The sequence below is a fragment of the Enterobacter sp. SES19 genome (assembly GCF_011765665.1).
Lineage (GTDB): Bacteria > Pseudomonadota > Gammaproteobacteria > Enterobacterales > Enterobacteriaceae > Enterobacter > Enterobacter pseudoroggenkampii.
Genome location: NZ_CP050320.1, coordinates 1,662,397 through 1,681,864, shown reverse-complemented (window position 1 = coordinate 1,681,864; position 19,468 = coordinate 1,662,397). Strand labels below are relative to the sequence as shown.

21 protein-coding genes are annotated in these 19,468 nt (G+C 55.7%); 13 read left to right on the top strand and 8 right to left on the bottom strand.

What is annotated here, in order from left to right; translation table 11 throughout:
• Positions 1-144: 144 nt before the first annotated feature.
• Positions 145-804 carry an FtsH protease modulator YccA gene (gene yccA, locus GXP72_RS07875; RefSeq protein ID WP_023335168.1) on the top strand — a complete coding sequence of 220 codons (660 nt, stop codon included), beginning with the start codon at positions 145-147 and terminating at the stop codon, positions 802-804.
• A gap of 53 nt (positions 805-857) precedes the next feature.
• On the opposite strand, the gene GXP72_RS07870 is transcribed toward yccA, so the two are convergent.
• Both GXP72_RS07870 and GXP72_RS07865 read right to left on the bottom strand, forming a co-directional pair.
• Entirely contained in the window at positions 858-1,334 is a 477-nt protein-coding gene (locus tag GXP72_RS07870) for a hypothetical protein (RefSeq protein WP_048991046.1), read from the bottom strand.
• Entirely contained in the window at positions 1,331-2,086 is a 756-nt protein-coding gene (locus GXP72_RS07865) for a winged helix-turn-helix domain-containing protein (RefSeq protein WP_048991044.1), read from the bottom strand. The genes GXP72_RS07870 and GXP72_RS07865 overlap by 4 nt, the downstream gene beginning before the upstream one ends.
• Positions 2,087-2,395: 309 nt before the next feature.
• On the opposite strand from GXP72_RS07865, the gene GXP72_RS07860 reads away from it, so the two are divergent.
• The 6 genes from GXP72_RS07860 (at position 2,396) to tusE (ending at position 8,629) form a co-directional block, all read left to right on the top strand.
• On the top strand, positions 2,396-3,139 hold the full coding sequence (locus GXP72_RS07860; RefSeq protein WP_048991051.1) for a fimbrial protein: 744 nt from the start codon (positions 2,396-2,398) through the stop codon (positions 3,137-3,139).
• A gap of 74 nt (positions 3,140-3,213) precedes the next feature.
• On the top strand, positions 3,214-3,720 hold the full coding sequence (locus GXP72_RS07855) for a CS1 type fimbrial major subunit (protein WP_061715619.1): 507 nt from the start codon (positions 3,214-3,216) through the stop codon (positions 3,718-3,720).
• 72 nt (positions 3,721-3,792) lie between these two features.
• Entirely contained in the window at positions 3,793-6,510 is a 2,718-nt protein-coding gene (locus tag GXP72_RS07850) for a TcfC E-set like domain-containing protein (RefSeq protein ID WP_208763708.1), read from the top strand.
• A 1-nt stretch (position 6,511) separates the two neighbouring features.
• Entirely contained in the window at positions 6,512-7,669 is a 1,158-nt protein-coding gene (locus GXP72_RS07845; protein WP_208763707.1) for a CfaE/CblD family pilus tip adhesin, read from the top strand.
• A 10-nt stretch (positions 7,670-7,679) separates the two neighbouring features.
• The gene (locus tag GXP72_RS07840) at positions 7,680-8,231 is read left to right on the top strand and encodes a LuxR C-terminal-related transcriptional regulator (RefSeq protein WP_208763706.1); all 552 of its coding nucleotides are present in this window, start codon (positions 7,680-7,682) and stop codon (positions 8,229-8,231) included.
• A gap of 68 nt (positions 8,232-8,299) precedes the next feature.
• On the top strand, positions 8,300-8,629 hold the full coding sequence (tusE, locus tag GXP72_RS07835) for a sulfurtransferase TusE (RefSeq protein ID WP_008499913.1): 330 nt from the start codon (positions 8,300-8,302) through the stop codon (positions 8,627-8,629).
• On the opposite strand, the gene yccX is transcribed toward tusE, so the two are convergent.
• The 3 genes from yccX to GXP72_RS07820 are packed head-to-tail and all read right to left on the bottom strand — an operon-like array spanning position 8,626 to position 10,275.
• Positions 8,626-8,907 carry an acylphosphatase gene (gene yccX / locus GXP72_RS07830; protein ID WP_024907755.1) on the bottom strand — a complete coding sequence of 94 codons (282 nt, stop codon included), beginning with the start codon at positions 8,905-8,907 and terminating at the stop codon, positions 8,626-8,628. The two genes, tusE and yccX, sit on opposite strands and share 4 nt — an antisense overlap.
• 11 nt (positions 8,908-8,918) lie before the next feature.
• Complete coding sequence (locus GXP72_RS07825) at positions 8,919-9,707, bottom strand: AraC family transcriptional regulator (RefSeq protein WP_208763705.1); 789 nt, start codon at positions 9,705-9,707, stop codon at positions 8,919-8,921.
• Between the two features lie 10 nt (positions 9,708-9,717).
• The gene (locus GXP72_RS07820; protein ID WP_208763704.1) at positions 9,718-10,275 is read right to left on the bottom strand and encodes a kinase inhibitor; all 558 of its coding nucleotides are present in this window, start codon (positions 10,273-10,275) and stop codon (positions 9,718-9,720) included.
• A gap of 174 nt (positions 10,276-10,449) precedes the next feature.
• Between GXP72_RS07820 and rlmI the strand changes: the two genes are divergently transcribed.
• Positions 10,450-11,640, top strand: coding sequence for a 23S rRNA (cytosine(1962)-C(5))-methyltransferase RlmI (gene rlmI / locus GXP72_RS07815; protein ID WP_208763703.1), 1,191 nt, complete (start codon positions 10,450-10,452; stop codon positions 11,638-11,640).
• 60 nt (positions 11,641-11,700) lie between these two features.
• Positions 11,701-12,018, top strand: a complete 318-nt coding sequence (gene hspQ / locus GXP72_RS07810; RefSeq protein ID WP_008499919.1) for a heat shock protein HspQ — start codon at positions 11,701-11,703, stop codon at positions 12,016-12,018.
• A gap of 37 nt (positions 12,019-12,055) precedes the next feature.
• Here hspQ and GXP72_RS07805 read toward each other — a convergent pair whose 3' ends face one another.
• The gene (locus GXP72_RS07805) at positions 12,056-12,469 is read right to left on the bottom strand and encodes a CoA-binding protein (protein WP_208763702.1); all 414 of its coding nucleotides are present in this window, start codon (positions 12,467-12,469) and stop codon (positions 12,056-12,058) included.
• Between the two features lie 173 nt (positions 12,470-12,642).
• Here GXP72_RS07805 and GXP72_RS07800 point away from each other — a divergent pair, with 173 nt between their 5' ends.
• Positions 12,643-13,305 carry a DUF2057 family protein gene (locus tag GXP72_RS07800; RefSeq protein WP_208763701.1) on the top strand — a complete coding sequence of 221 codons (663 nt, stop codon included), beginning with the start codon at positions 12,643-12,645 and terminating at the stop codon, positions 13,303-13,305.
• An 80-nt stretch (positions 13,306-13,385) separates the two neighbouring features.
• Complete coding sequence (mgsA, locus tag GXP72_RS07795) at positions 13,386-13,844, top strand: methylglyoxal synthase (RefSeq protein WP_023311034.1); 459 nt, start codon at positions 13,386-13,388, stop codon at positions 13,842-13,844.
• Positions 13,845-13,902: 58 nt separating this feature from the next.
• Here the strand turns inward: mgsA and helD are convergent, their stop codons facing one another.
• Complete coding sequence (gene helD / locus GXP72_RS07790) at positions 13,903-15,957, bottom strand: DNA helicase IV (RefSeq protein WP_208763700.1); 2,055 nt, start codon at positions 15,955-15,957, stop codon at positions 13,903-13,905.
• A gap of 123 nt (positions 15,958-16,080) precedes the next feature.
• Between helD and GXP72_RS07785 the strand changes: the two genes are divergently transcribed.
• Positions 16,081-16,527: a YccF domain-containing protein gene (locus tag GXP72_RS07785; protein WP_032649128.1), complete on the top strand. Its 447-nt coding sequence runs from the start codon at positions 16,081-16,083 to the stop codon at positions 16,525-16,527.
• A 20-nt stretch (positions 16,528-16,547) separates the two neighbouring features.
• Positions 16,548-18,710, top strand: a complete 2,163-nt coding sequence (yccS, locus tag GXP72_RS07780) for a YccS family putative transporter (RefSeq protein ID WP_148769585.1) — start codon at positions 16,548-16,550, stop codon at positions 18,708-18,710.
• Here yccS and GXP72_RS07775 read toward each other — a convergent pair.
• A complete protein-coding gene (locus GXP72_RS07775; RefSeq protein WP_208763699.1) occupies positions 18,667-19,293 on the bottom strand; it encodes a TfoX/Sxy family DNA transformation protein in 627 nt (208 codons plus the stop codon). The two genes, yccS and GXP72_RS07775, sit on opposite strands and share 44 nt — an antisense overlap.
• Positions 19,294-19,468: the final 175 nt, after the last annotated feature.

The window sequence follows — 19,468 nt, the reverse complement described above, 5'->3', positions numbered from 1 at the left end:
TCATACTGGTGAAACGTACTTCTGCAGAATAAATAACCACCTCCAGCGCTAACGTGCTGAGTAAAGATGGGTAAAACCACTTTGAGACTGGCGCCTCGTTTCCTATTCTTTCCGCTAATTACATCTGTCATAAGAGAGTGACTCATGGATCGTATAATTACTTCTTCGCGCGACCGCACATCGCTACTCAGTACCCACAAGGTGCTGCGCAATACCTATTTCATGCTTAGCCTGACTCTGGCGTTTTCGGCGATCACCGCCACCGCCAGCACCGTGCTGATGCTGCCGTCTCCGGGGCTGATCCTGACCCTGGTGGGCATGTATGGTCTGATGTTCCTGACCTACAAAACCGCTGACAAACCGGTCGGTATTCTGTCCGCGTTTGCCTTCACCGGCTTCCTGGGCTACATCCTGGGGCCGATGCTGAACGCATATCTGTCTGCCGGTATGGGCGATCTTATCGGCATGGCGCTGGGCGGTACCGCGCTGGTGTTCTTCTGCTGCTCGGCCTACGTGCTGACCACGCGTAAGGACATGTCCTTCCTCGGCGGTATGCTGATGGCGGGTGTGGTAGTTGTGCTGGTGGGTATGGTGGCAAACATCTTCCTGCAGCTGCCTGCCCTGCATCTGGCGATCAGCGCCGTGTTTATTCTGATTTCTTCCGGCGCGATCCTGTTTGAAACCAGCAACATCATTCGCGGCGGTGAGACGAACTATATCCGCGCCACCGTGAGCCTCTATGTGTCGCTGTACAACATCTTCGTCAGCCTGTTGAGCATCCTGGGCTTCGCCAGTCGGGATTAAGCACAACGGATATGAAAAAGGAGAATGCCCCGGCATTCTCCTTTTTTTATGCCCTACTCACCCCGGCAAATATAGGTCGGATAGCGCCGGTCCTGAATCAGCCACACGGAAGGCGAGAGTTCAGAGATCGTGAGGTAGTAGCGTGCAGTCGGACTGGCAAAGCTCCCCCACTGGGCGTCAGGCGTATTGTCGTTGTGTCGACGCCAGGTTTCGGTGTAGCTCAATACAATGACGTTATCATCGTCCCGCTGCTGCCAGGTAAAGTCCACGTCCCTGTCAACGATCAGATTTTGCCCGTCAGCCCTTGCCGCGCCTTTATAGGTGGTCACTCCGGTACCGTCCCGATGAAAATAGAACTGGGCAACGGTATTGACCTTCACTTCGCTGGTTTTTCCCTCATTGCGCGTAAAGTTAAATTCGGTGCTACAGGCCAGCACATCCTTTTTAAACACACAGCCAGAATAGTAAAACAGCGCCAGGGCACTGCCGACCAACACACCACCCAGACCAAAGAGAAGTTTTATTTTCATTTTTGGGCCCCGCTTTTATAACGGATGGTTTTGCACAGGCTGGATTTACTGACCGGGCAGGCGCCAATGAACACCTCATCTGCGGCGGCAATTGAAAAACGGGCGCTGAAATAATAAATGTCGTACTCCTCACGTTCGCACGCCACGTTATTGGCCGCCAGCTGCGCCGCTAATTTCGATAACACCAGCGGTCTTCCGTGATCGTTGATAATCCAGAGACGACAACGCGCGATTTTCTCCTTAACCGGCATGAGTTTCGCCGGGACGAATATCCCCTGCTGCCGGCTAAAGTAGAAGCTCGCCCCCAATGCAGCAATAATCAATATGGCCGGAATCCCCCACCTTTTCAGGGAAGCGCGCTGGGGCTTTTCCACTTGCGGTGCAGACGGAGGCTGCGGCTCAGCGGGTTGAATACTCTCTCCGGGCTGAAAAATCACATCGGCCTCAAAACGAAACCCATAACGAGGTACGGTTACGATAAATTCGTACCCCTCTCCCAGTGCCTGGAAGCTTTTACGTAATTCGCTCACCGCTTTATTGAGATTATTTCCCGATGGCGTAAAGCCAAACTCCTCCCACACGCGGGTAATCAATTCCTCCCGACTCAGGTCATGCCCTTTGTGTTTAATAAATTCCTGTAAAAGGCGAACGGCGGGTGCCGAAAGCGTTAATACAGATTCCGGTTGTCCAACAAGACTTATTGCATGTGCTTCAGGATCAAATAACAACGAATTATTGCATATAAAAAACATCTTTTATTCTCGGCTGTTACCGCATGCTTTTTAATCCCTGGTACATCGACATGAAAACCCTCTCCTGACTTGCTTATTTTCTCATCAGAAGGAATTTTCTCCCCATCCCTGGTCGCGGTATTTTCGCTTAACTATACAACCTTAAAGCCAGAAAATCAGGATAAAAAACTGTATATAACGAGTTAATTAATACAAATTTTCACAAACCGCTGTTCTGGTTAAAGTTTCCCTGCCCTGAAGCGATACGAAAGCAGACGGTGTCCTGGTGTTAACGCGCCGCCTTTAAACTCAGAGCAGGCAGACTTGATTGTGAAACAGAAAAAAAGAGTAAGCGTCACAACCGCCCTTTATGTCGCCGCGCTGTCACTGCCATTTTTCCCGGAAATGGCACTGGCCAATATGAGCGTGTATCCCATGGAACTTAACGTAGATAAGTCCGGTGCGGCGCAAATTAAGGTGGCGTCAAAAACGGATGATATTCAGTTCATTCGGGTGAGGCAAAAGAAAATTCTTAATCCCGGCACGGCCCTGGAAAAAGAAATTGATGTGGCGTCGTGGAAAGAGGGTGGCGTTGTTGTCACGCCGGAAAAATTCGCCCTTGCGGCAGGCGCAATGCGCGTGGTTCGCCTGGTATCGCTTACGCCCCCGGAAAAAGAGACGACCTGGCGCGTCTATTTTGAAGGGGTCAAGCAGCCTGACAGCATTATTCCGGGCAAGGCAGAAAGCCCTGCTGCGACGGCAAGACTGGGCGTCAATGTGATCTGGGGTGCCCTGATCCATCTCGCACCGAAAAAAAGCGTGGTTGCGCTGTCAATTGACCCTCAGAGGGGAACGTTAAAAAACAGCGGCACGTTGCGCGTGCCGCTCAGAGAGATCGGTATTTGTGATGCGGATTCGTCGTGCAGATGGATTAAAGAAGACGCGACGATTTATCCGGACACCGAACGGAAATTAAAAACGCTCTCGAAGGTACAAGGCCAGAAATATAAATTCCGCTACTTCAACTGGCTGAATAAAACCGCTGAAGAAGCTGATTTACCCGTCGTGCAATAACACGACGTTACCGTAAAGACCCAAAGGGTTTGTTTAAAGAGCCAGAGTGCTCATTTGTAAATATGGAGATATCAATGCGTAAGTATTTTAAACCTCTGATGATTGTTGCCGCGATGACCACGTCCGTTAGCGCGCTGGCGATTCAAAAAGATATTACCGTCAACGCCAGCGTTGATTCACAGCTGGATATGACCCAGGCCGATAACACGCCGCTGCCGGCAAGCATCGATATGCAGTACCTGCCCGGCCGTGGCCTGGAAAGCTACCGCCTGAATACCAAGGTGTGGTCTAACTCCGCGACCAGCAACGTAAAAGTCCGTCTGGTTAGCGCCGCGAAGCTGGCGAATGCTGACGGTGCTGAGACCATCCCAATGACGGTGATTCTGGGTGATAAAACCCTCTCTACCGCAGATGTGGAATATACAGGCGCCGAACTGTTCCCGGGGAGCATTGAAAACGGTTCAGCGGTACTGCCGCTGACCATTTCCCAGACCACCAAAGGCATTCTGAAAACCGGTCAGTACAGCGGCGTTGTCAGCCTGATGCTGACGCAGGCGACGACCACGGAAGGCGGTGCGTAACACCACTGCACCTAAGGAATAACGTCAGAGGGTGTTCACCCTCTGACGTCAGGATGATGTCGAGGCTCGTTCATGGCGTTTCACAGAAATACCCTCCTCTTTGTTGCTTTGTTACCCGCTTCCATCCAACTCGCCTGCGCCGGGATGGCCGTCCCGCCAGGTTTTGAAGATCTGGCGAAGACGCAGCGCCTGTGGACAGAGGTGAACCTCTATGGCGAGGCGCTTGGCCTTTTTGAAACGGATATCACGCTTGAAACGGTCAGCTTTGTCGCACCTGAAACCGTGGTAGCGGCCATCAAACGCCGGTTTAATGACGACCCATCGCTTGTTGCCACCGTGTCTGCCGCGCTGGCCGTTCCGCTTGCCCGTAACGGCAACCTGGCCTGTAACAGCAACGGCTCCGCAACGGGCTGTGATTACATCGATACCGACCGCGCGGCCATTATTTATGACGAGGATAACGCCCGCATTAACCTGTTCCTGGATAAGAAATTTCTGCCTAAGCAGACGGCAGAGAATCAATGGTATCAGCCTACTCAGGGCACCGAAAATGCGCTGATCCATCAGCAAAACATTAACTTCGTTGCCGACAAGGATTATCAGTCGGCAACCGTGCAGGGCAACGGCGCGCTGGCGCTCACGCAGGACGGCTATGCGAATCTCGACTGGACCTGGCTGGGGCAGCGTTCACGGCAGAAGCAGCTGCAGGAGGTCACCGTCAACAACGCCTGGTTTCGCCAGGATATCCTGCGTCAGTACTATGTTCAGCTGGGCGAGATGGATACCCGCGATCTGTTCAGCAACGCCGGTGGGAATATCAACCTCAGCCAGCTGCCGCTGGGCAAAATTCGCGGCCTGCGCACGGGTTCAACAAGGGCATGGATGAACCCGGTTCAGCAGTCGAAGGGAACCCCAGTGACCGTGCTGCTTTCCCATGACGCGCGTATCGACGCCCGCCGGGGCAATCAGCTGCTGGCGAGCTTTTATCTGAATGCCGGGGCGCAAACCCTGGACACGCGTTCGTTCCCGGACGGGAGCTACACCGTGACGCTCTCCATCTATGAAAATAACCGGCTGACGCGCACCGAGCAGGTGCCGTTTACCCGAACCGGCATTACGCCATTCGACCGCGTCGAGTGGTTCCTGCAGGCGGGCGAAACCGATAATAGCGATCAAAACGAAGAACGCCGCGCGGTTGCGCAGGCGGGCGTTCGTCTGCCCGTGACCCCGACGCTGGCGCTGACCAGCGGCGCAACGTTCAAGAAAAACCAGCGTTTCCTGGAAAATGCGATCGACTGGAGCCGGGGCTTCAACGCGGGCCCGATCGATGGCGTGCTGAGTACCCGGTTTAGCTACCTCTACGGCAGCGAAGGTCAGCGCGGCAATATTCAGCAAATCAGCTACAACGACGGTTTTTCTTTGAGCATCTATCGCAACGCGTTGTCCGCTGAAAACTGCACCACCCAAAGCGCGGGATTTGACGCCGTGAACGGCTGTTATCGCACCCTCTCGGTGATGTTCTCCGTCCCGGCCGGCGCCTGGTATGCGAGCCTGGGGTATTCGGATAACCGCAACGAAGGCCGGTACGTTTCACGCCGTGAGCTCCCGGACAGCGACGATCGCCACGATGCGGGTCTGCCGTGGGAATCGGTCTATATGACCCGCACGCGCACGCGGGCCTGGCAGGGAGGCCTGAGCAACGCCTTCAGTACCCATGGGCTTAACATTAACAGCAGCATTAACCTGTTTATGCGTAACGATGACTCCCGCGACGGCAGGGATAAAGGCGGCTACCTGAGCGTGAGCCTGTCCATGGCGCATAACCGTCAGGGTGATGCGTCAAGCTACACCTCTCTGGGCGCGACATGGCAGCACCAGCAGCGTGAAAAAAACCAGCTGAGCTACAGCGTGGCGCATAACTGGTATGCCGATGCCCGCGGTGAAAATGAGTATGGCCTCAGCGCGTCGGGCATTAACAGCGACTCGCTGAATACCTCAGCCTATACGCGCCAGGGCGGACGATATGGCAACGGAAGCCTGACGGTCAGCGACGCCTGGGATCGTCAGGACCGCCGCCATACGCTGAGCAGCAGCGGTAACTACAGCTCAACGCTCGCGCTGTCCCGTTCTGGCCTGTGGCTGGGCCGCTGGAGCGACGGTCGCCCTGCTTCCGCCGTCGCGGTGAACGTGGCCACGCCGGAAGATGCTCAGGATCCGCGCGTCGCCGTGTCGCTGGATAATAGCGGCAGTGCAGACATTCCGGGCAATAGCCGCGCCCTCTTCGCGGTACCGGGCTATCAGCAGACGACGTTGACGATTAACGAATCGCTGGACGTCTCCCGGGGAGCCAGCAGTGAAATCACGCAAGGGTCAGGCAGCAGAACGCTGTTTATGGTGCCAGGCAAACTGCTGCGCCGGGACGTGCAAACTACCGCAAGCTACACCTGGCTTGGCCAGTTAACCGACGAGCGCCATTCGCCGTTTATCGGCGGCGTGCCGCTGAACGTGAACGGCTGGAGCGACCTTGGCAACGGCGGGTTTAGCGCACAAAGCGACGCCCTGCTGCATAACCTCTACCTGGTGCGTCAGCAGCAATTTTATCAGTGCGCGCTGAACGTGAAGAGCATGCGCGACGTTGTGCGTTACGTCGGTTCGATTCCCTGTAAGGAATTAACCTTCTCCGCCCTGCCGGATGCAGTCCAGCAGCAGGCGCAGCTGATGCTGGCCGGACGGTCGGTCCCTGCTGGCCCGACTGCCATGAATACCGATAGCCTCACTAAAGGGAAATGATGTGATTAAACGCCTCTTTATTTTACTGCTGTTAAGCCTGTGGGCCGGCCAGACGCTGGCGGGCGCCCCCGCGGGACGTAACTCCAGCGTTGGGATCAGCTTCGATCGTATGGCACCGCCTGCGCGCTTTGACATCTGGTTTCATGAATCGGGCGGTTATGACCCCGCCGATCCGCAAAAGTGGGGGCGTAATACCCTGACCTGTGAGTCCCGGACTGACACCACGAACGGCGCCTGCATGAACTCCCCGGTCTGGTTCTCGGCGAACCCGGCCGCACCTTATGCCATCAACTTGCGTTTTACGCATGCCATCACCAGCAAGACGGTGGATATCAAGGTGTATGGCGATCACTATATGTTTATCAACAACAGAGTGTTTACTTTCGCCAGCTTCGTGACTGGAGGAACTGTCGACCTCCCAGCGTGGAACAGAGAGCCTTACTTCGATTTCTATATCGTAAAAAGCGAACTGGATAAGCTCGCCCTGCCGGGGATCTGGACCGCCACGCTGAAGCAGAACCTGCGCCAGTGGGGAAGCGCCGACTGCGGCGGGAACTTCAATGACGTGAATGTCGGCTGTCCGGGCTATCTCACCCTCGCCAAATGGCAGGCCAATATTCGCATTGAGGTGGTCGACCCGGGAAACCAGCAGATTTATCTGCCGGCCTTTCCGCACTCCACGCCCATCGTTAACCTCAACCTGACCAACTTCCCGGGGCGCCCCGGGGGCAGCGAGATCCAGGGGGAAAACACGCTGGATATGTGCCTGTACGACGGCAAAAACAGTACCAGCACCCGCGCCTATCTTCGCTTTGAGGACGACGGGCTTCCCTCAGATGGGCGTGCCGAAGGGGCGTTTTCTATCCGGCGGCGCGGCGGTAGCCAGACCGATGCGCGGGACCGTCTCGATTATCGGGTCTCCGTCACCAATCCAATCACAGGCGCAACCGAAACGGTCGCGAACGGTAAAACCCTGGTCTGGCAAGGCACAAACGATCCGCAGCATCTGCGTCAGGTCGTGCTGCCGGGCGGACGCGAGAGCGTACTGTGCATTCCTGCGCCGATTATCCTGAAAACGCCTGCGTTTGCCGCCAGCAGCAAAAACGCGGGCGACTATACCGGCACGCTGCGCGTTATCTATACGCCCAGCACGTTATAACGAGGTCACCGTGAGTTACGCCATTCTCGACAATAATCGATTTTACGCCGAAGGACTGCGCTATGCGCTGCTGCGTCGGGGCGTCCAGCCAGAGGTCATAAGCGATACCGTACAATGGCAGCCAACGCTGCTTACCCGCCGCGTGGTGGTCGTCCGCTGCCGTTTTTCCGTGGCGGCGACGCATCAGGCGCTGATCAACATTTTGCTCAGGCTTGAAGCCGCCCGCTGGAAAGGCAGCCTTTATCTGGTCTGCAACGAAAAGGGGTGGGCGCTGGCGACGCATTTACGCAAGCGTTTCGGTACGCTAACGCTTTATATCATCGACGACAGGATCGCCGTTGCCGATGCGGCGTATTTGCTGGCAAAAGAGCCGCGTCGCGTTCGAAGCCTGGACTGTTGCCTGACCGTTCCTGAATTCAACGTACTCGATCTGATGCTGGCCGGGTTGCCGGTCCGCCACATTGCCATCGTGACGCACATGTCGGAGAAACAGGTTTCAACCCATAAATGCAACGCGCTGAAGAAGCTCAATGCCAACAATCTGCTTCAGCTGCTCCTTTAGGTCACGGTTTATCCTGAGCCCGCTTTTTTGCTACACTGTCGCCGATTTTTCACCTACGACAGAAGATTATGTTCATTTTTGCAGGCCAGGAAATTGAGACCGATAGCGAAGGCTATCTGAAAGATACGACGCTCTGGAGCGAACCGCTGGCGGAGAAAATTGCGGAAAACGAAGGGATTACCCTCTCCCCCGAACACTGGGAGGTGGTGCGTTTTGTCCGCGAGTTTTACCTTGAATTCAACACCTCTCCGGCCATCCGCATGCTGGTCAAGGCGATGGCCAATAAGTTCGGTGAAGAGAAAGGCAACAGCCGCTATCTGTATCGTCTGTTCCCGAAAGGCCCGGCAAAACAGGCCACCAAAATTGCCGGCCTGCCAAAACCGGTGAAGTGCATTTAGTAGCGAATACCGAAGTTCATATATTCCCGCCCGGGCTGATGCGGTTCTGTTAAGACCTTATCAACCCGTGCGCTACGCGGCCCACCCGCTTTCAGCCACGCCACCAGCTTGTCGACCTGCTCCGCTTCGCCGCAGGCGACCACCTCAACGCTGCCGTCGTCCATGTTTCGCGCGTATCCCGTTAGCCCAAGCTGAACGGCCTCGCGCTGGGTGCTGTAGCGGAACCCCACGCCCTGAACAACGCCGTGAACCCAGGCAATGGTGCAGACTTTAGACATTCTTTTTCTCCTTAACGTAGCGTTTTCGGCAAACAGCCGTAGTGCTGCCGGAAACGGGCGGTGAAACGAGAGCTGGAAAGATACCCACATTGTAATGCGATTTCGCCGATCGGTAATCGGGTTGACTGTAGCTGTGATAAAGCAACGGCCATCCTCACCTCCTCCACAATCTGGCGAAAACTCTGTGACTCCTCGCGTAACCGCCTGCGCAGCGTCGGTACGCTTAAGGCCAGACGGCTGGCGACGTCCTGCGCGCTCCAGGCTCTGGCGGGCGACAGCATAATGAACTGCCGCACCTGCTCGGTCAGGTTACTGTGTCGCTCAATAAGCAGCGGACCTGCCACACCGTCATGCAGCAAGGCCAGCAACAGACCGAAAGCCTGATGCTTTTGTAGCGCCTCCGGTAAATCCTGACGCACGGCGTGCAGCAGATTATCCCACATAAACGCCAGCCCCTCGCTCAGCGGCGCGCAGAGCGAATGCAACGTCGTGCGCGGCCAGGATTTCAGGTAATCCGCTTTAAACTCGGCAACGATCTCCGGAGATAACATGAGCAAGTCCGATCGAAACATGCCGTTCGCGGGCTGATTGATAATCTCCATCACCGTATTGGCAGGGATAATGATGAGTTGATCCCGTGTCGCCTCCAGGCGGTTATCGTCCTGAACAATCACCTTACTGCCGTGAGTGATATGACAAATAGCCGGAAAGAAGAGTTTAACCTGGTGCAGGCGATGCATTTTGCTGGCAGTCACTTCACCCGCAGTAAGATGTTTATGTCGAAAATGGAACTCCTGCACCCTGTCATCCTTATCTGCTGTAGGTTGCTGTTAACTGAGCCTTTGCCAGAGTGTGACTATTAATCATAAAACCGACCAGCGCGCCGCTGGCATTTTTGTCGACGGGCAGTGTATCTACGTCCAGCGCCCAGACGGTAACCTGATAGCGGTGAGGTTTATCCCCGGCGGGTGGACATGCGCCGCCGAATCCAGAATAGCCGAAATCATTGCGCCCCTGCACCACGCCGGCAGGTAATTTCTCGCCGTTCGGGTTACCGGCATCAGCGGGCAGCGTCATTGTATTCGCCGGTATATTGGCTACGGTCCAGTGCCACCAGCCGCTGCCGGTGGGCGCATCAGGGTCATAGACCGTAACGGCAAAACTTTTTGTACCGGCGGGCGGATTTTTCCATGCCAGCTGGGGAGAGGTATTCCCACCGTGGCAGCCAAATCCCTCAAATACCTGCTGCTGCGCCAACCGGCGTTCGCCGGAAATATCCTGGCTGGTGATGCCAAAAGGCGTTGCCGCGAAAACCTGAAAACTTATCGCCGCCAGAGCGGCTATTGCGATTACACTGCGCTTTTTCATGGGTGCTTCCTCTGCTGAACTGGAGACCCTACTGTAAAGCCTGCTGCAATGCCGTAATGTGCCTAAGCGATTTGATTTTGTGCCGAAACGCTCAACGGCATCCGCAGATGATTGCGCCTTGTTGAATGTGGTAATCTACGCGCCATTTCCCTGAAATCGACAGAACAGCAAATTATGAGTGTACGTTTAGTGTTAGCCAAAGGGCGCGAGAAATCATTACTGCGCCGTCATCCCTGGGTCTTTTCCGGCGCGGTTGCCCGTATGGAAGGCAAAGTCAGCCTCGGTGAAACCATTGATATCGTTGACCATCAGGGGAAATGGTTAGCGCGAGGCGCTTACTCGCCAGCGTCCCAAATCCGCGCGCGCGTCTGGACCTTCGATAAAGACGAAACCATCGACATCGACTTCTTTGTGCGTCGTCTGCAGCAGGCGCAGCAGTGGCGCGACTGGCTGGCAAAACGCGACGGGCTGGACAGCTACCGCCTGATTGCCGGTGAGTCCGACGGCCTGCCGGGCGTGACCATCGATCGCTTCGGTAACTTCCTGGTGCTGCAGCTCCTGAGCGCCGGAGCGGAATACCAGCGTGCCGCGCTGATTAGCGCGCTGCAAACGCTGTTCCCGCAGTGCGCCATTTACGACCGCAGTGATGTGGCGGTGCGCAAAAAAGAGGGCATGGAGCTGACGCAGGGTCCGGTTACGGGTGAACTGCCGCCTGCCCTGCTGCCGATTGAAGAGCACGGCATGAAGCTGCTGGTGGATATTCAGGGCGGGCACAAAACCGGTTACTACCTCGACCAGCGCGACAGCCGTCTGGCTACGCGTCAGTACGTTGCCGACAAACGCGTGCTGAACTGCTTCTCCTATACCGGTGGTTTCGCCGTTTCGGCACTGATGGGCGGCTGTGCCCAGGTGGTCAGCGTGGACACCTCACAGGAAGCGCTCGACGTGGCAAAACAGAACGTCGAGCTGAATAAGCTGGATCTGAGCAAAGCGGAGTTTGTACGCGATGACGTCTTCAAGCTGCTGCGTAAATATCGCGATCAGGGCGAAAAGTTCGACGTCATCGTGATGGATCCGCCAAAGTTTGTGGAAAACAAAAGCCAGCTGATGGGCGCGTGCCGTGGGTATAAAGATATCAACATGCTGGCTATCCAGCTGCTGAACCCGGGCGGGATTCTGCTCACCTTCTCTTGCTCAGGCCTGATGACCACAGATTTATTTCAGAAAATCATCGCCGATGCCGCAATAGATGCTGGCCGTGATGTACAATTTATAGAGCAGTTCCGTCAGGCAGCCGATCACCCCGTGATTGCTACCTACCCGGAAGGACTGTATCTGAAAGGGTTTGCCTGTCGCGTCATGTAACTTGAAAAGAGAAATATTGCCCGCACATAACGTGTAAGTCGTATTTCCCGGGAGGTGACTATGATTGCCAGCAAATTCGGTATCGGCCAGCAGGTCCGCCACACTTTGCTCGGGTATTTGGGTGTGGTCGTGGATATCGACCCGGAGTATTCCCTTGATGAACCGTCAGCAGACGAGCTGGCGGTGAATGCAGAGCTTCGCGCCGCGCCCTGGTACCATGTGGTGATGGAAGGTGATGATGGACAACCCGTTCACACCTATCTTGCTGAAGCGCAGCTGAGCAGCGAGCTGCAGGAAGAGCATCCGGAGCAACCCACAATGGATGAGCTTGCTCAGACTATCCGCAAACAGTTACAGGCTCCGCGCCTGCGGAACTAAGCGTGTAAAAAAAGCCCGATGAACGGGCTTTTTTTTATTATTTCGCCAGCCCCAGACGGGGGATGTCGATCGCCGGACAGCGATCCATGACGACGTTTAACCCCGCATCCCGCGCCAGCACCGCAGCCTGCTCATTAATCACGCCCAGCTGCATCCACAGCGTTTTCGCCCCGACGGCGATAGCGTCCTGCGCCACTTCCCACGCCGCCTCGGAATTTCGGAAGACATCAACCATATCAATTTTTTCCGGCACGTCAGCGAGCGTGGCATAACCCTGCTGGCCCAGTAAGGTTTTCCCCGCCACTTTTGGCGAGACCGGGATGACGTGGTAGCCCTGATTGAGAAGGTATTTCATCACCCGATAGCTTGGACGATCGGGTTTATCGCTCGCGCCCACCAGCGCAATGGTACGCGTGGATGTCAGAATCTCGGCAATATCGTTCTCTTTCATGGTTTTTCTCCTGGCTTTTTTAAAAGTGTACGCCAAACCGCACATCTCAACCATCCATCCCATACCGACGCATGAGGGCAAAACGGCGAAATATGTCTATATGTTAGTAAACATGATTCTCGAAAAATTTAGATACATTAATGCGGCGACAGGATTTCTGACGGGAGCCTTCTATGAAAACCGGTATTGCCACTGCTCTGATTGCGTTAGTGATGCCGGTCTGCGTTTTTGCTACCACGCTCCGGCTCTCTACCGATATTGATCTCCTGGTACTGGACGGAAAAAAGGTTTCCAGTTCGTTATTGCGCGGTGCGGACAGCATCGAGCTGGATAACGGGCCGCATCAGCTGGTATTCCGGGTGGAAAAATCGATCGGTCTGGCGAATCACGAGCAAAGGATGTATATCTCGCCGCCGCTGATCGTCAGCTTTAATACCCGGCAAATCAGTCAGGTGAACATTACCCTGCCTCGTCTTGAAACGGAGAAAGAATCGGCGGCCTTCGACGCGTCTCCCCGCATTGAACTGCTGGACGGGGATGCGATGCCGATTCCGGTGAAGCTGGATATTCTGGCGCTGACGACCTCACCAAAAGGTCCGGACTACGAGGCCGCGACCCAGACCTATAACAAAGCGGGTAAACGCGCGTCGCTTCCTCAGTTTGCTACCATGATGGCTGACGACAGTGCGCTGCTTTCCGGCGTCTCTGAACTGGACGTCATTCCTCCCCAGTCCCAGACCCTGACGGAACAGCGCCTAAAATTCTGGTTCCAGCAGGCCGATCCCGACACGCGGGCCCGGTTTTTACAGTGGGCAAAACAACAACCTTCATCATAAGCCACATTTTTTACGCCTTTCTCTTGCAGCGTCAGACGGTTCCCGTCATCGTGTAGGCAGTTAACCTGATGGATATGATTATGGAACTGACAACACGCACGCTACCTGAACGCAAACACATTGCGCTGGTGGCGCACGATCACTGTAAACAAATGCTGCTTAACTGGGTTCGCCGCCATCAGTCTTCGCTGGAAAAGCACGCTCTGTCGGCGACCGGTACCACCGGTAACCTGATCCAGCGCGAAACGGGTCTGCAGGTGAATGCCATGCTGAGCGGCCCGATGGGCGGCGATCAGCAGGTCGGCGCGCAGATCTCCGAAGGGAAGATTGATGTGCTGATCTTCTTCTGGGACCCGCTGAACGCGGTTCCGCACGACCCGGATGTCAAAGCCCTGCTGCGTCTGGCGACGGTGTGGAATATTCCGGTGGCGACGAACCTGTCGACGGCGGATTTCATCATCGAATCGCCACAGTTTAACTCGCCGGTTGATATCCTTATTCCGGACTATCAGCGTTATCTTTCCGACAGATTGAAGTAGCTTTTTTGCCGGGTGGCGGCTACGCCTTACCCGGCCTACAAAACCTTGCCTGACGTCGTTATGGTTTACGCGCTACCGGCACATCAATACTCTTCAGGATATCGACAAACACGGATGGCTCCTCTTTATTGAACAGCAGCCACACGCGATGCCGCGCGCGGGTGATGGCCACATACAGCAAACGCCGCTCTTCGGCATCCGGGAAGTCTTCCGGCACCGGCAGTAAGGCCTCTTCCATTACCGACTCGCGGGCCGGGGCCGGGAAACCGTCGCTACCCTCTTTCAGCCCCACCACAATCACATAATCGGCCTGCTGCCCTTTGCTGGCGTGAATGGTCATAAATTCAAGCTGCAGTTTCGGCCAGCGGGTGGCGGCTTTTTCCAGCGCCGCGGGTTTAAGGTGATGGTAGCGCGCCAGCACCAGAATACGTTCATCGGGCTTTGCATAGCCGCTGAGCTTGTCCAGCAGCGGTTCCAGCTGATCGTCCGCCAGCAGGGTCACGGCTTTTTTATCCCCTGCCCGCAGGCTATTGAGCGGTTTTGCCAGCTGATGCGGGTTCTGCTGGATAAAGCGGTTGGCGATTTCACCAATCCGTGAATTGAAGCGGTAGGTCGTGTCCAGATCGCTGCGATCGCCTTCGCCAAAATAGTGGTGGAATGCGGTTGTCAGGGAGAGCTGCGCCCCGCTGAAGCGATAGATGGCCTGCCAGTCGTCCCCCACCGCAAACAGCGAGGTATGTTTATTTTGCGCCCGCAGCGCTGAGAGCAACGCTGCACGCTGCGGAGAAATGTCCTGGAACTCATCCACCAGAATATGCTTCCACGGGCTGACAAAACGTCCCTTCTCAAGAATGATGATGGCCTGATGGATCAGGCCGGAGAAATCAACGGCATTTTCCGCTTTCAGCGCGGTTTTCCAGGCTTTCAGTAGCGGAGCCATCAGCTTGACCCGCTTCGAAAACAGATCGCGGATCGCCTCCGGCGCGCTTTCAATCATCTCTGCCTGCGATCCACCGTGCATTCGCATCAGGCTGACCCAGCGGTCAAGTCGCGAACCCAGCCGACGCGCCAGCTTATCATCCTGCCAGAAGCTGCCCTCCGGCACCTCCCAGTTGAGCTCCTCCTCCAGCCACTGACGCCACCCTTTTGCCTGCGCCTTTTTCTCACTGCACTGCTGGCGCCACGTTTTGATGAACAGCGCCTGACGCGCCTGCGCGTCGTTTTCCAGCTTACTGATGGAAGGCACTTTTTTACTGCCCTGCTGAATAATATGCAGCGCAAGGGCATGGAAAGTTCTGGCCGTGATATCCCGGGTGTGCAGGCGTTCCTGGATACGTTCGTCCATCTCCTGGGCAGCCTTGCGGCCAAAGGCCAGAAGCAGAATTTGATCGGCTACCGCTTCCCCGGTCGTCAGCAGCCAGCCGGCACGCGCCACCAGCACCGACGTTTTACCGCTACCGGCCCCCGCCAGCACCAGCAGCGACTGCTCGCCGTTGACCACCGCGCGCGCCTGGGCCGGATTGAGCGGTGACGATTCCACCGTACTGAAAAAGTCGGCATATTGGGTGAGCATGGCGTCCGTCCAGGCTTGATTATGGGCGAGACGGCTTTTATCCTTATCATTCAGCCAGGCCTGACACTGGCGCCAGGCGTCGCGACAGTTGTCAAACTCGTCGAGACGCGTCACGGAGAGCGGCAGCGCCGCGAGTGCCTGTCGGATCTTTTGCTGCAGCCCGGCGGTCTGCTGACGGGTCAGCCACGCGTGTTGCGCGTTGCTTTGCGCGATATCGTCCAGCACCTGCTGGAGCACCTGGGCGGCAATCACGCTCATATCCTGGCTCCACTGCTGCCAGAGCGCGTTCAGGTGATGGTGGAAACGCTGAGTTTCCGTCCACTCGGTGCCGTGAAGACGCACGACTTTATCGTCAGGGAGAACGAACTCCAGCTCGCCCCACACCAGCCCGCGTTTGCAGTGGATAGCCAGAAGCTGATTAAACGGAATAAGATATTCGTGGCGTTCCCCGGAGACTTTCACCCCGGCATTAAGGAGAACAACCCTGTCGTAAGGGTGTTGCGCCAGGCGTTTGCCTAACGACGTTGCTTTCAGTTCCATGTTCCGCCAAATCCACGAAGAGATAATTTACCTGACAGTTTAACTGCCAGTTTTAAGGTGCTCCAGCCTAAAAAAACGTTACAATCATTGGGCGTTAATTTTATCGAAAGGAAGTGAGGGTTTATGCGTACCGTTCTGAATGTGTTGAATTTTGTGCTGGGCGGTTTTGCCACCACCCTTTCCTGGCTTTTTGCCACGCTGGTGAGCATCGTCCTGATTTTCACGCTTCCCCTGACCCGTTCCTGCTGGGAAATCACGAAACTCTCCTTAATCCCCTACGGGAATGAAGCCATCCACGTTGACGAGCTGAATCCGGAGAACAAAAACGCCCTGATGAATACGGGCGGAACCCTGCTGAACATTCTGTGGCTCATTTTCTTCGGCTGGTGGCTGTGCATCATGCATATTTTTGCCGGTATTGCACAGTGCATCACGATTATTGGTATTCCGGTGGGGATCGCGAACTTTAAGATCGCCGCTATCGCCCTTTGGCCCGTCGGTCGCAGGGTTGTTCCGGTAGAAGTGGCCCAGGCGGCGCGTGAAGCAAACGCTCGTCGTCGTTTTCAGTAAAATAAGGACTGGCCGCGTTTATGCTAAGCCCACTGCTTCGCCGTTATACCTGGAACAGCACCTGGCTTTATAACGTCAGGATATTCATCGCGCTTTGCGGCACGGTTGCTCTGCCCTGGTGGCTGAATGATGTCAAACTCACTATTCCGCTCACGCTGGGAGTGGTGGCCGGGGCGCTGGCGGACCTGGACGATCGTCTGGCCGGGCGTTTGCGTAATCTGGTCATTACGCTTGTCTGCTTTTTTATTGCGTCAGCGTCCGTTGAGCTGCTTTTCCCCTGGCCCTGGCTGTTTGCCCTGGGTCTTACCCTCTCAACCAGCGGGTTTATTTTGCTGGGTGGCCTTGGGCAGCGCTATGCCACCATCGCTTTTGGTGCATTGCTGATCGCCATCTACACTATGCTGGGCGTTTCCCTGTACGACCAGTGGTACCAGCAGCCGGTTCTGCTGTTGCTGGGTGCCATCTGGTATAACCTGCTGACGCTAACCGGTCATCTGATCTTCCCGGTTCGCCCTCTGCAGGATAATCTTGCCCGCAGCTTTGAGCAGTTAGCCCACTATCTGGAACTGAAATCCCGGCTGTTCGACCCGGATATCGAGGAAGAAAGCCAGGCGCCGCTCTACGATCTGGCGCTGGCAAACGGCCAGCTGGTTGCCACCCTTAACCAGACAAAAGCCTCTCTGCTTACCCGTCTGCGCGGCGATCGCGGTCAGCGCGGAACGCGAAGGACCTTACACTACTATTTTGCCGCCCAGGATATTCATGAACGCGCCAGCTCCTCGCACGTTCAGTATGCCGCCCTGCGCGAGAGGTTCCGCTACAGCGACGTGATGTTCCGCTTCCAGCGCCTGCTCTCCATGCAGTCTCAGGCGTGTCAGCGGCTCTCGCGCTCCATTCTGCTGCGCACGCCCTATCAGCATGATCCCCGCTTTGAACGCGTATTCAGCCACCTTGATGCGGCGCTCGACCGCGTTCAGGCCAGCGGAACGTCACCGGAACACATCAAAGCGCTGGGCTTTCTGCTGAACAACCTGCGGGCGATTGATGCACAGCTGGCAACCATTGAGTCCGAACAGGCGATGGCACTGCCGGGCAGTGAGGTGGACAATCAGCTTGCTGATGACAGCGTGCACAGCGTTAGCGATATGTGGCTACGCCTGAGCCGCAACTTTACGCCGGAGTCGGCTCTCTTTCGCCACGCGGTGAGAATGTCGCTGGTGCTGTGCGTGGGGTATGCCTTTATCCAGATAACCGGACTGCACCATGGCTACTGGATCCTGCTCACCAGCCTGTTCGTCTGCCAGCCGAACTATAACGCCACCCGACACCGACTTGCGCTGCGTATTATCGGTACGCTGGTTGGCGTCGCGATCGGCCTTCCGGTGCTCTATTTCGTGCCTTCCGTCGAAGGTCAATTGATTCTGATCGTCATTACCGGCGTGCTGTTCTTCGCGTTTCGCAACGTGCAGTATGCCCACGCCACCATGTTCATCACGCTGCTGGTACTGCTCTGCTTTAACCTGCTGGGTGAAGGCTTTGAAGTCGCCCTGCCCCGCGTGATCGATACCCTGATAGGCTGCGCGATTGCCTGGGCCGCGGTCAGCTTTATCTGGCCGGACTGGCGTTTCCGCAATTTGCCGCGGGTGGTCGACAGGGCGATGAACGCCAACTGTCGATACCTTGACGCTATCCTGGAGCAGTATCACCAGGGGCGCGATAACCGCCTGGCTTACCGGATAGCCCGTCGTGATGCGCACAACAGTGATGCAGAACTGGCCTCCGTTGTCTCTAACATGTCAACGGAGCCTCGCGCCACGGCGGAAATTCGTGAGACCGCGTTCCGCCTGCTCTGCCTGAACCATACGTTTACCAGCTATATTTCGACGCTGGGTGCCCACCGCGAGAAACTCACCAACCCGGGTATTCTCAACCTGCTCGATGACGCCGTCTGTTATGTCGATGACGCGCTTCATCACCGCCCAGCCGATGAACCGCGCGTACAACAGGCGCTGAATGAACTGGCGCAACGCATTGCGCATCTTGACCCGGGAAACGACAGCAAAGCGCCGCTGGTTCTTCAGCAGATAGGCCTGCTTATCGCTCTGCTGCCTGAAATTTGCCGGCTGCAACAGCAAATCGCTACCTGGAGGAGTGATTCTCCTGTGGCTCAGGCAGCGCATTAAACCACTCCGTTAGCTCCCGGCGAATGCCTGCCGGGAGTGCCGCCTCATGCAGCCCTTCAATAGCCCCTTCGAGCGCGAAGAGGACTTTAATACTGAGCGCTTTATTTTTCGCCCGCATCTTCAGCCAGCTGGCTCTGGCGCCCAGCGTCCGGAGTGTTTCTTCATTGGTAATTCCGGCTTCAAAGAGCAAGACTTCAAGCTGAAAGGTCAGGTTTGGCAGATCCTTGAGTCGATTTCGTTGATGGCGCTGATAGCGCTCTTTTCTTGCCGCACTGAGTGCAAACGAAGAGAGCTGAAGCAACCGCTCCCTGTCCTGCCATAATCCGTCATCCACACGATAATAGTTGAGCAGCACCGGGCGGCCTCGCTTCATCAATGTCAAAAATGAGGAGGCATTCTTTACGCAGTATTTCGCACTCTCCTCACAAGCCCGAAGATAAAGCTCGCCATCAGACACCATGGCAAAAACCGCATCATCCACCGCCAGGGTGTAGCCTCCAAACAGCGCACGATGATGAATCTCGCCCAACGGGGAGAGGTATTCCTGGGATTTATAAATCCGTTCATAAGATATCTTTTTCATGATATTTCCCTTCAAAATCATAAAGTAACAACGAAATTTCTTACTAGCGGATCCGTTAGCAGGAAAATAGGCAACTTATCGCCGTTGAGCAAGATGATTTTTCCAGGGGCATCAAGATTGAATGAATTTTGCGAGTCGCTTTCCGAAAATGAGGTTGATCTTTATGCATACAGGG

What these genes read in the sequence shown, in the direction of transcription:
- GXP72_RS07775 (WP_208763699.1), bottom strand. Translation starts at nt 19,293, where the DNA reads ATGAAAAAGATATCTTATGAACGGATTTATAAATCCCAGGAATACCTC.
- GXP72_RS07800 (WP_208763701.1), top strand. Translation starts at nt 12,643, where the DNA reads ATGAAAACCGGTATTGCCACTGCTCTGATTGCGTTAGTGATGCCGGTC.
- yccX (WP_024907755.1), bottom strand. Translation starts at nt 8,907, where the DNA reads ATGTCTAAAGTCTGCACCATTGCCTGGGTTCACGGCGTTGTTCAGGGC.
- GXP72_RS07865 (WP_048991044.1), bottom strand. Translation starts at nt 2,086, where the DNA reads ATGTTTTTTATATGCAATAATTCGTTGTTATTTGATCCTGAAGCACAT.
- yccS (WP_148769585.1), top strand. Translation starts at nt 16,548, where the DNA reads ATGCTAAGCCCACTGCTTCGCCGTTATACCTGGAACAGCACCTGGCTT.
- tusE (WP_008499913.1), top strand. Translation starts at nt 8,300, where the DNA reads ATGTTCATTTTTGCAGGCCAGGAAATTGAGACCGATAGCGAAGGCTAT.
- GXP72_RS07850 (WP_208763708.1), top strand. Translation starts at nt 3,793, where the DNA reads ATGGCGTTTCACAGAAATACCCTCCTCTTTGTTGCTTTGTTACCCGCT.
- GXP72_RS07855 (WP_061715619.1), top strand. Translation starts at nt 3,214, where the DNA reads ATGCGTAAGTATTTTAAACCTCTGATGATTGTTGCCGCGATGACCACG.
- yccA (WP_023335168.1), top strand. Translation starts at nt 145, where the DNA reads ATGGATCGTATAATTACTTCTTCGCGCGACCGCACATCGCTACTCAGT.
- rlmI (WP_208763703.1), top strand. Translation starts at nt 10,450, where the DNA reads ATGAGTGTACGTTTAGTGTTAGCCAAAGGGCGCGAGAAATCATTACTG.
- mgsA (WP_023311034.1), top strand. Translation starts at nt 13,386, where the DNA reads ATGGAACTGACAACACGCACGCTACCTGAACGCAAACACATTGCGCTG.
- GXP72_RS07805 (WP_208763702.1), bottom strand. Translation starts at nt 12,469, where the DNA reads ATGAAAGAGAACGATATTGCCGAGATTCTGACATCCACGCGTACCATT.
- GXP72_RS07870 (WP_048991046.1), bottom strand. Translation starts at nt 1,334, where the DNA reads ATGAAAATAAAACTTCTCTTTGGTCTGGGTGGTGTGTTGGTCGGCAGT.
- GXP72_RS07820 (WP_208763704.1), bottom strand. Translation starts at nt 10,275, where the DNA reads ATGAAAAAGCGCAGTGTAATCGCAATAGCCGCTCTGGCGGCGATAAGT.
- helD (WP_208763700.1), bottom strand. Translation starts at nt 15,957, where the DNA reads ATGGAACTGAAAGCAACGTCGTTAGGCAAACGCCTGGCGCAACACCCT.
- hspQ (WP_008499919.1), top strand. Translation starts at nt 11,701, where the DNA reads ATGATTGCCAGCAAATTCGGTATCGGCCAGCAGGTCCGCCACACTTTG.
- GXP72_RS07785 (WP_032649128.1), top strand. Translation starts at nt 16,081, where the DNA reads ATGCGTACCGTTCTGAATGTGTTGAATTTTGTGCTGGGCGGTTTTGCC.